Here is a 10104-nt window from a genome sequence, read left to right as displayed (position 1 = left end):
TTCACGTAGTTGATCTGCGAGCCGGGGACCTTCATGGCGTCATCGAACTGGGCCACGATCAGGTCCGCGAAGAACCGGAAGTTCTCTGCCGCGCGCAGGGCCTGGCCCTTGGCCTGGGTGATGGGCAGGCCGGTATCGAAGGTTTCCAGCTCGGCGAGCCGTGCTTCCTGGGCCTCGACGGCGTCGGCGATCTTGTTCAGGATCCGGGCGCGTTCGCGGGGCCTCATCTTCGGCCACGGGCCGTTGGTGAAGGCTTCGCGGGCGGCGGCGACGGCGAGGTCGATGTCCTCTTTCTGCCCGGCGGCCGCGGTGGCGTAGTTCCGGTTGGACACCGGGTCCAAGACGTCGAAGGTCTTGCCGCCCACGGAGTCAACGAACTCGCCGTTGATGAAGTGCTGGATGTGGGTGGGCAGGTCCTGCGGCACGTAATGCTGTTTGGTCTGTTCGGCAGTGAACGTCATTGTGTTTCCTTTTCTGCTTGGTGCGGCTACTTGGGTGAGATGCTCCGTGCGGTGAGCATCAGGTCATACAGTTTTGGCTTGGCTCAGGTAGGCGTCCAGGGTGGCGGAGCGGTGCCGTCGGGCGGATTTCTCGATCTCGTCGGCGTCAGCGCCGGATTCGATGAGCTGCAGAAGTGCCTCGTGTTCTTCGACCGACGCGCGGGCGCGGCCGGGGACGAAGCGGAAAGTAGAGGACCGTAAGGACGCGAGCCGGTTCCAGCCGCGGTGGACCAGGTCCAGGATGTGCGGGTTGGGGCAGTGCTCGAACAGGACGCTGTGGAAGTCCTGGTTGAGCCGGGTGAAGCGGACAGGGTCAAAGTGATCCAGGCATTCGCGCATTTCCTCGTTCACCGCCCGGGCCCGGGCAACGTCAGCTTCACCGATCAGGGGAGCTGACAACGCGGTGGCGGCACCTTCTACGATGCTCAGGGTCTGCATGGTATAGAGATATTCGGTCGGATCAATCCCGGAAACCGTAGCTCCCACGTTGCGTTCGAACTTCACCAGGCCTTCGGCCTCGAGCCGACGGATCGCTTCCCGGACCGGCACCACACTGAAACCTAAATCCTTGGCAATCGAAGCCAGAACCAGCCGGTAGCCGGGAGTGTAAGCGCCTTCGACGATCCGGGCCTTGACTGCCTGGTACGCCTGCTCCGACTTGCTGCCGGTAATGGTTGAACCTGGCAGATCGGCAACGGCCGTTTCAGTCATCTGCGTTGCCTGCTTTCCATTCCTCGTACCGGGTCTGCCATTCCTTGTTCATGGGGTAGAGGCCGTCCACGCTGTTGCCCTGCTTGACCATTTCGAAGATGAACGTTTCTTCCTGCTCCTGGGTGATGCAGTCGTCCACCAGTTCTTCGGCGATGGCCGGCGGGATCACCAGGATGCCGTCGGAATCGGCCACGATGATGTCGCCGGGCTGGACGGTGGCGCCGCCGCAGGCGATGGTGATGTCCGTGTCCCACGGGATGTGGCGGCGGCCCAGCACGGCGGGGTGCGTGTTGGCAAACCAAGTGGGCATGTCCAGTCCGGCCACGGCAGTGTAGTCGCGGACGCCGCCGTCGGTGATGATGGCCGCGGCACCACGGACCTGGGCGCGCAGGGCCAGGATGTCACCCACGGTCCCGGTGCCCTTTTCACAGCGGGCCTCCATGACCAGGATCTCGCCCTCGTTCACGGAATCGATGGCCTTCTTTTGGGCGTTGAACCCGCCGCCATGGGTCTTAAACAGGTCCTCACGGTTGGGCACATAGCGCAGGGTCCGGGCCAGTCCCACCACCCGGCGGTCCGGCCGGGTGCCCTGCAGCCCGTCGATGCTCACGTTGTTAAGGCCGCGCTTGCGCATCTGGGACGACAGGGTGGCCGTGGCCACGGACTCCAGCTTGGCCTTCAGCTCCGGGGTAAGCGTGCTGGCAGGGGCAGGAAGGCCAGCAGCCTCGCGTGAACCCCACGCCTCCTCCCGCTGCAGGTCATCAACCTTGGGTCCGGCACCAAAGTCCGCGAACGGCGTCGTGCCTTCCTCCACCCGGGTGATCAGCCGGCCCGTGGTGAGGCTACCTGCGGAGACCTCCACTTCCAGGACGTCACCCGGCCGGGCAACGGAGGCCCCGGCGGGGGTGCCGGTGAGGATGATGTCGCCCTCTTCGAGCGTCAGGAGCTGGGAAAGATCGGCGACCAGGCGGGCGAACGGGAAGAGCAGGTCCTCCGTGGTGTCGTCCTGGACCAGCTGCCCGTTGTGCCAGGTGCGGATCCGCAGGCCGGCGGGGTCGACGGCGTCTGCCGGGATCAGTGCCGGGCCCACCGGAGTGAACCCGTCACCACCCTTGGACCGGAGGTTGGAGCCCTTGTCCGCGTAGCGCAGGTCGTACACGCCCAGGTCATTGCTGGCGGTGACGGCGGCAACATGGCTCCAGGCGTCGTCGATGCCTACCCGGCGCGCGGCCTTCCCGATGACCAGGGCGATCTCGCCCTCGTAGCCCAGCAGTTCACAGCCTGCGGGACGTTCAATAACGCTGCCACTGGGGGCCAAAGAGCTTGAGGGCTTCAGAAAGTAGGACGGCTGGGCAGGGGTGCGCCCCCGTTGTGCAGCCCGGCTTGGGTAGTTGATGTGCACGGCGATGACCTTCCGTGCCGCTGCAAGGGTGTCCCCGTTGACCTGCTCCAAAGCTGTCTCCTCATCAAGTACGAAATCGTATACGAACAAGTTTGATGTGCCTCACGGAATTCGTCAAGCGCAGAATTTGGCCACTTTTGGTGCCCTTGTCGCGCCCGTCACATGTGCCGTACACTGTTTGCCTAGCCCTCGCGTTTCGAATATAGAATCGCAAATTCGCATATAGAACACCATGCGGTGAATCGAAGCCCACAGTGAAGTGAGGAAAGCCCGTGCAGTTCCACCACTACGGTTATGTATCCGGTGACCCGCGGGTCCAGCCAGCCGCCGGGGTCGGTATTGACCGGCCCGCAGAGCTCCCCGAAGAAGTAGACGTACTTATCGTCGGCACCGGCCCGGCCGGCATGCTTGCAGCAGCACAACTTTCGCAGTTCCCGAACGTCATCACCCGCATCATTGAGCGGCGCCCCGGACGGCTCGCCATTGGCCAGGCCGACGGCATCCAGGCCCGTAGCGTGGAAACCTTCCAGGCCTTCGGTTTCGCCGAGCGGATCATCGCCGAGGCCTACGCGATCACTGAGATGGCGTTCTGGAAGCCGGACGTCACCGACCCCTCTCGCATTGTCCGCACCGCCCGGACCCCGGATGACCCCGCAGGCATCAGCGAGTTCCCGCATCTGATCGTCAATCAGGCCCGGGTGTTGGACTACTTCGCCGAGTACATGGCCAACTCTCCCACCCGTATGACGCCCGACTATGGTTACGAGTTCCAGGGCCTTGAGGTTGCGGACGAAGGCGAGTACCCGGTCACTGTCACGCTCCTTAGCACTGCCGGCCCGAATGAGGGCCAGGAACGTGTTGTCCGCGCAAAGTACGTGGTGGGAGCCGACGGCGCCAGGAGCAAGGTGCGCCAGGCTATCGGCTGCACCCTTGCCGGCGACCAGGCGAACCACGCCTGGGGTGTTATGGACGCACTCGCCGTGACTGATTTCCCCGACATCCGCACCAAATGCGCCATCCAGTCCGGCTCGGGCGGCAGCATCCTCCTCATTCCACGTGAAGGCGGCCACCTCTTCCGCATGTACGTGGACCTCGGCGAAGTGGACCCCAACGACAAGGGCGCAGTCCGCAACACCACCATCGAGGAAATCATCGAAAAGGCCAACGAGATCCTCCACCCTTACACCCTGGATGTCCGCAACATCGCCTGGCACAGCGTCTACGAGGTGGGGCACCGGCTCACGGACAGGTTCGACGACGTCCTGCCGGAGGACCGTGGCACCCGCACGCCTCGCGTGTTTATCACCGGTGACGCTTGCCACACGCACAGCGCCAAGGCAGGCCAGGGCATGAATGTGTCCATGCAGGACGGCTTCAATATCGCCTGGAAACTGGGCCATGTCCTCGAGGGACGCAGCCCGGAGAGCCTGCTGTCCACATACTCCGCTGAGCGGCAAGTGGTGGCGAAGAACCTCATCGACTTCGATAAAGAGTGGTCAACGCTCATGGCGAAGAAGCCCGAGGAGTTCGAAGACCCAGCAGAGCTGGAGAACTTTTACGTCAGCACGGCGGAGTTCCCGGCCGGTTTCATGACCCAGTACGCGCCATCCATGCTGGTGGGCAGCACTGACCACCAGGACCTTGCTGCGGGTTTCCCCGTGGGCAAGCGCTTCAAATCCGCCCCCGTGGTCCGCGTCGCCGACACCAACCCCATCCACCTCGGCCACCACGCGACCGCCGACGGCCGCTGGCGTATCTACATTTTCGCTGATTCCGCGCTTCCCCAGGAGGGCCGGGCGGCGACCGGGAACGGCGTCCCGTCGGCCACGGAACTCTTCGCTGAATGGATGTCGAACTCTCCCGAATCGCCCTTGGCGGCGACACCAGCGGACGCCGATCCCGATGCCTGGTTCGACGTGAAGGTGATCTACCAGCAGGATCACCACAGCATCGACATCGGCGCCGTCCCGGGCATCTTCAAGCCGCAGGTTGGCCCGTTCAAACTCACTGACTACGAGAAGGTCTATGCCGCGGACCCCGCCTCGGACATCTTCGAACTCCGTGGCCTGGACCGCGGCGGCGTCGTAGTGGTGGTGCGTCCGGACCAGTACGTCGCAAACGTTCTGCCGCTGACGGCAACGGCCGAGCTGGGGGCCTTCTTTGCCGGCATGCTGCCTGACCACAGGCCGGCAGCGGTTCCCTCCGCGCCGTTGCACGGCGCCCCTGCCGCCCACTCTGCCCTCATCAGCAACAGGGTGTGAGGCCCTTGTCGAGAGCAGATACAGCGGGAACTGCCCCGGCCGCCAGCGCATAGGCCAGGGGGACCGACGGGTAGTTGCGGGAACCATGGTCGGTACCACCATCGAGTGGTACGACTTCTTCATCTTCGCCCTACCTGCACCGGACTTGGACACCAAAGCCGCCAAGGCCACCCACTCTCGCAACTGGGTGGCCTTGGCCACGCCAGGCGAGCACGGCATTCCGCCAAGTGTTAAAAAGCGAACCTAACGCGCGCCATGCTTTCTATCCCAGGTCGCACTTCAACGCTTGGGACGCTGCTTGCGCGTCAGGGTTGCTCAGCGTCAGTTTGATGCCCTCTCTTTGTCCGCCATCTCCTGCGCATACCCGGTCAGCCGCCCGTAAATGGGAAGCATAGTTAACGGGTAGTCGAACCCGATCTCCGTCAATTCCTTAGAAGAAGCGCCTGCATTGCTGGGCGCGGCCTAAGAAATGGTGGAGCAGCCCACAACGCCGGCCAACAAAGCCGACGTGGTGAGGACCGCTGCGGCCTTGCCCAAATGCTTGGTGATCTTTCGGCGGGTAGTGGATGAAAAGTCACGCACGTGTAGTCTCCTCGTCGAGAACGCTGCTGTTATTAGTCTTTTTTGGTCTAGGGACAAGTCGTCCCAGGGCTTCCTGGACCGGAACGTTCCGGTACGTCTGAATGAAATTTCCGCTGGAGATTGCTTCCCGGCGGGCGGCCAGGATCTCTTGGCGGACGCTGAGGGGAACTTCGCCCTCACGGCTCTTGAACGACTTGAGCCAGCCATGGAAATCGGGGGGAGTGCTGGGACCCAACTCAAGGTCCAGCAAATCCTGATCGGTTGATTGTTCGAATCGATCGATCAACGCCTCAATTTCCAGAACGTCCGTCACCATGTCGTCAACGTGGACATCCTTGGCGCTCAACTGCACGTCGTGTTCGCTGACTTTTCCCGAGGGGGAGTAGACAAAGGCTGATGCCGTTTGTTCCTGCGCAGAATGGATATCGGTCCACCCGCTAGGTGCCTCGTAGGCGTAGCTGAGGCCGATATTCGGGCCTTCCGGCACGAAAAGCCGCGTGATTGCGCGGTCTCGGATCGCGCCGAGGACTTCGTAGGGGTCAGCCGGCAGGAAAACTTCCCGCCGGCCTGGCCAGAAGTCCATGGAGCTGTGGTCTCCGTACCGGCCTCCCACATGGAACATGAATATGGGCGGGTACTGGGCCGTATTGTGCCGACGGTCAGGGTCGTAATCATAAAAACGCGAGATACCCGCCTGGATCAGCATGCTGGCGCCCAGTCCACCGAAAGGCTCATGGATAACGACCCCGATGCGGTCCACTCCAGTCCAGTCAGGCAGAACTTCCCTTACAGCTGCCTCTCTGCCATTAACGAGCACACCGAAGTGGTTGTCGCGCAACTGTTGGGATGCGTGCATGGGTGTTCCTTCCGAGTTCTGTGTGCAAGGACACTCCTTGCTGCCTTTGAGCGACACTGCTCAGCTGTGACGGTCATCACCCGACAATTCTGCAATTGCAGAAATTCACTGTCAATAGCCTACTTGAACGGGAAGCTGTAATGTGTAGCGACAAGGCGGTGGGCTGGCGGTAAGGGGCGAACGTTTGAAGTACGGAGACGGACGTGAGGCCTTAGTTGCTGCCGTTGTGCAGGTAGTCGGCCGGGACGGCCTTGCCGGCCTCACCAACCGGAAGGTAGGCAAGGAAGCCGGGGTCGACAACAGCCTGATCACCTACTACTTCGGCTCCAGGGAAGGGCTCCTCGCGGCCGCAACGGAATGGGCAACCGGCCGCTCCCTGGAACTGGCTAACGCCGCCTCTACTGCGCGGCTGGATGCAACTTTCGCGGAAGCGGTAGTGAACCTCGTGCTCACAGAACCAGAGCTGCAGCTGTTCCAGTTCGAAATGATCCTTGCTTCCCGGCGCCAAGCCGAACTGCGTCCCACGGTTGCGCGGCTCTATGACAGCTACATCGAATCTTTCCAAAAAATGCTCGTTCTCTACGGCTACCCCGGTAATCGCCCGCTTGCCAGGGCCGTATTTTCCTCAGTGGAAAGTTTGATCTTGCAGCAACTGACGGTTGCAGACCCTGCCGACGTCAAAGACGCGATTGCTGACCTCGATGGCCTGTTGCATCGGGGGGTGCGATACAGCGACGCATTGGAATCGCAGCCAGCAACCGGACTGGCTCCATAGTCTTTCAACGAGAAGCAAGACCCCCTCTTAGACATAGCTGGGAACGAGGCTGACTGGGAAAATAAGCGTTCTCTTAGTGCGTAGACGTTAGTTGATTCCTAGGGCGTTATTGGTCTTCGGTGACAGCCCAGGACGGCGGGAAGCTCTCCTGATGCTCGGGCACGTGGTTATCTGCGACTCCACCCGTCCATACTCACGGCAGATCACCACAGCGTTGTCTCGTGTCGGTACTTGCCCACGCCCTTGACTTAGCACCGGTGACGGTCATTCCCCTCGAAACAGAGAATCGCGTTCCTGTGGCTGCACTGGGTCCACTATCGGGTACGCCGCTGGGCATCCGTGACCAAGCACGCTGCCCTAAGTAACGACTTTAAATCCCACCGACGCATGGTAAGAACACCAGTCCCCACGCGAACCGGTCCGCCGCACTGATAATGGCCTCGGCCACGTTCGAGAGCAGGGTCGCTTCCGTTGGGCCGTATTCCCGGTCGCTGCTCAGGCCACTGCACGCCGGAGAATGACAGCGATAAGAACAGAAGGGGATGGCGCCATTGTGGCGCCATCCCCTTCTGGTCTATCTGCCGATGTTTCAGGCTGTTTCGCGGACTCTTTGGTCGCGTGATTGGTGGGCTTCCAGTGCGACGCCAAGGCCGAAGCAAATGGGTACGGCCGCGAGAATAATACCTGCGGTGGTGGCATCCCCTCCGACGAGGTGGTTGAAGTTCACAACGACGAGGGCGAGTAATCCCGTCAACAGGATGAATGATGCGCCGGGGGCCAGGAATGTCTGCCACACCGCCCCGTTCTCCGGGTTTTTGCGGAAGTAGACGACGACAGCGACCGATGTCAGGACATAGAGGACCAGCAGTGAGGCTACAGACAGGCCAGAGAACCAGGAGAACAGAGTGAGGACGGGATCCAGACCCAGGATTGCGAAGGGTGCGATGAGCAGCACGGTCAGGCTTGTTTGAGCCCGGGCTGCCACAGAAGGGGCGAGATGACGGTTCGTGCGGGCCAACGCGTGGGGCAGGGTTCCATGCAAGGCGAGGGAGTGGAAGTAGCGGTTGACGCTGTTATGCAGAGCCATGACCCCCGCCAACAGCGAGGTCAGCAGGAGGATAGGTCCCACGGTTCCGGCCCACGGGCCGAGCGTCTCCACGAGGGCGCCAAAAACAAAGGAAGTTGAATCCCCGGATTCAAGTGCGGCGACAGCTGCGTCGGCCACCTTGCTGGGGCCGTAGAAACTCGCGATCATCCAGGAGATGAAAGCGAAGAACACGGCAATAGCGCACACGGAAGCGTACGTCGCTCGGGCTACTGTCCGCCGGGGGTCTTTGGCTTCTCCTGAGTAGATGGCGGTGGATTCGAAGCCGTACATAGAGGCCACGGCAAAAACGATGGCGACACCCGGGGCTCCGGCGGCCACGGCGGACGGAGCGAAACTTGCCGCCAGGTCAAGGCCTTCCGGGCCACCGCCGGTGAAGAGTGTTTTCAATCCGAAGGCAATGAGGATGGACATCTCAAGGCCGACCAAAACTGCGAGGACGCGGGCCCCGAGTTCGATGTTTCGGGTGCCCATGAAGTGAACCAGGGCCAGTGTTGCCAGAACGAGGAGCCACCAGGGGACCTCCAGTCCGAGTCCTGAAAGGACTGCGGAAAAGGTTACCCCGTAGAGCCCGTACATGCCGGCCTGGACCGAAACATAGGTAAGAACGGCAAGCCAGGCGGCGCCGCCGCCGATTTTCCGCCCGAGCGCGGCAGACACGTAGGCGTAGAACCCTCCGTGGGTGATCACCTTTCGGCTCATGGCGACGAATCCTACGGCGAAGAGCATGATGACAAGGCCGACGATGAGGTACGCTCCCGGCGCTCCGGCACCGTTACCGAGTCCTACTGCCAGTGCTGTGGCTCCTGCGACTCCGGTGAGGGGAGCTTGTGCTGAAAATACGAAGAACATGATGCCGAAAACGCCGATGGTCCCTGCCCGCAGAGCCGTGGATTGTCCCGCAGGCGTCCTACTCTGGTCCTGGCGGGCTGTGTCTGTTTCGCTCATTGTCATCCTTGTCGTTGGAGCTGTTCCGGCATCATTGCCGGTTCTGGTGGAGTTGGTAGATACCGGCCCGTACACCGGACAAGCCACATTCGATTGCGCCGTCGATGAGGCGCCCCAGCCGTTGGCGTTGTCCGAGCCAGCCAGATGGAGACGGCCTTGGGCCGCTTCAGTTCTGCCAGGTGTTAGGAAAGGTAACCGGTGTGGTGCATGGCCATGCGGCCTAAATCACTTGGTTAAGACTCTGCACTCGCTTAGCTCTGGAGTCAATACTCTGCAACTGCTTATTTTTGTTTTCCTACAAGGTTACGATCCTTGTATGGGCATCAATGGGCAGATGAAGTACGGCGCGGGGCGCGAAGCGCTGCTGAAGGCAGTTGTCGACGTGGTGGCAGAAGAAGGTCTCGATGGCCTGAGCTACAGGAAGGTCGCCGAGCGGGCCGGGGTTAACAACACCCTGATCTCCCACCACTTCGGATCCAAGGGAGCTCTTCTGGAGGCGGCCACTCAATGGGCTGTTGGCAGGTCTCAGGAAATCACCGACCTGACCCTGGCCTCGGCATTGGATGCTGATTTCGCCAGTACCCTCACCAGGCTCGTTACGGAAGAACCAAACCTCCAACTGTTTCAGTACTACATGATCCTGGCCTCACGACGGAGTCTGGAACTACAGCGGATCGCCGAACGCCTGTATGACAGTTACATCTCTGTGCTGGAGCGCGTGCTGAACCGGTACGGATGGGCCAACGACCGCGATGCCGCGCGGGTCGTCTTCTCAGCGCTGGACGGACTGGTCCTCCAACAGTTGACCGTTTGCAGCAGGGCCGAGACTGAAGCAGCGATTATCCGGCTTGGGCAACTTCTAGCGGCGGCGGCCCTCTCAGATGAGCGTTCCGCCAGCAAGGTCTAGGCGCGCCAAGGTTTGACGAGTCGAGGCAGGCATTCTGCCCGCTGGCGCCCGGGTCTA

Annotated in this window: 8 protein-coding genes; 3 read left to right on the top strand and 5 right to left on the bottom strand. The window is 61.7% G+C overall.

Translation table 11 applies throughout. From position 1 onward, the window contains the following. The 3 genes from AB4Y79_RS18570 to AB4Y79_RS18560 form a co-directional block, all read right to left on the bottom strand. Positions 1-461: aldehyde dehydrogenase family protein (locus AB4Y79_RS18570; protein ID WP_441864942.1), on the bottom strand; the 461-nt coding region annotated here is incomplete at its 3' end. Positions 462-524: 63 nt separating this feature from the next. Further along, a complete protein-coding gene (locus AB4Y79_RS18565; protein WP_441864939.1) occupies positions 525-1211 on the bottom strand; it encodes a GntR family transcriptional regulator in 687 nt (228 codons plus the stop codon). Beyond that, positions 1204-2664, bottom strand: a complete 1461-nt coding sequence (locus tag AB4Y79_RS18560; protein WP_441864955.1) for a fumarylacetoacetate hydrolase family protein — start codon at positions 2662-2664, stop codon at positions 1204-1206. The genes AB4Y79_RS18565 and AB4Y79_RS18560 overlap by 8 nt, the downstream gene beginning before the upstream one ends. Before the next feature lie 221 nt (positions 2665-2885). On the opposite strand from AB4Y79_RS18560, the gene AB4Y79_RS18555 reads away from it, so the two are divergent. Further along, positions 2886-4874, top strand: coding sequence for an FAD-binding monooxygenase (locus AB4Y79_RS18555; RefSeq protein ID WP_441864936.1), 1989 nt, complete (start codon positions 2886-2888; stop codon positions 4872-4874). A 574-nt stretch (positions 4875-5448) separates the two neighbouring features. Here the strand turns inward: AB4Y79_RS18555 and AB4Y79_RS18550 are convergent. Then, positions 5449-6312, bottom strand: a complete 864-nt coding sequence (locus tag AB4Y79_RS18550; RefSeq protein ID WP_441864933.1) for a hypothetical protein — start codon at positions 6310-6312, stop codon at positions 5449-5451. A gap of 184 nt (positions 6313-6496) precedes the next feature. Here AB4Y79_RS18550 and AB4Y79_RS18545 point away from each other — a divergent pair, with 184 nt between their 5' ends. Further along, entirely contained in the window at positions 6497-7087 is a 591-nt protein-coding gene (locus AB4Y79_RS18545) for a TetR/AcrR family transcriptional regulator (RefSeq protein WP_441864930.1), read from the top strand. Positions 7088-7676: 589 nt separating this feature from the next. Here AB4Y79_RS18545 and AB4Y79_RS18540 read toward each other — a convergent pair. Then, a complete protein-coding gene (locus tag AB4Y79_RS18540; RefSeq protein ID WP_441864927.1) occupies positions 7677-9140 on the bottom strand; it encodes an APC family permease in 1464 nt (487 codons plus the stop codon). 316 nt (positions 9141-9456) lie between these two features. Here AB4Y79_RS18540 and AB4Y79_RS18535 point away from each other — a divergent pair, with 316 nt between their 5' ends. Further along, positions 9457-10047, top strand: coding sequence for a TetR/AcrR family transcriptional regulator (locus AB4Y79_RS18535; protein ID WP_441864924.1), 591 nt, complete (start codon positions 9457-9459; stop codon positions 10045-10047). Positions 10048-10104: the final 57 nt, after the last annotated feature.

This window comes from Pseudarthrobacter sp. YAF2 (assembly GCF_052113345.1).
Lineage (GTDB): Bacteria > Actinomycetota > Actinomycetes > Actinomycetales > Micrococcaceae > Arthrobacter.
Note: the sequence above shows the minus strand (reverse complement) of the source record. Positions and strands in the feature narration are given on the sequence as shown.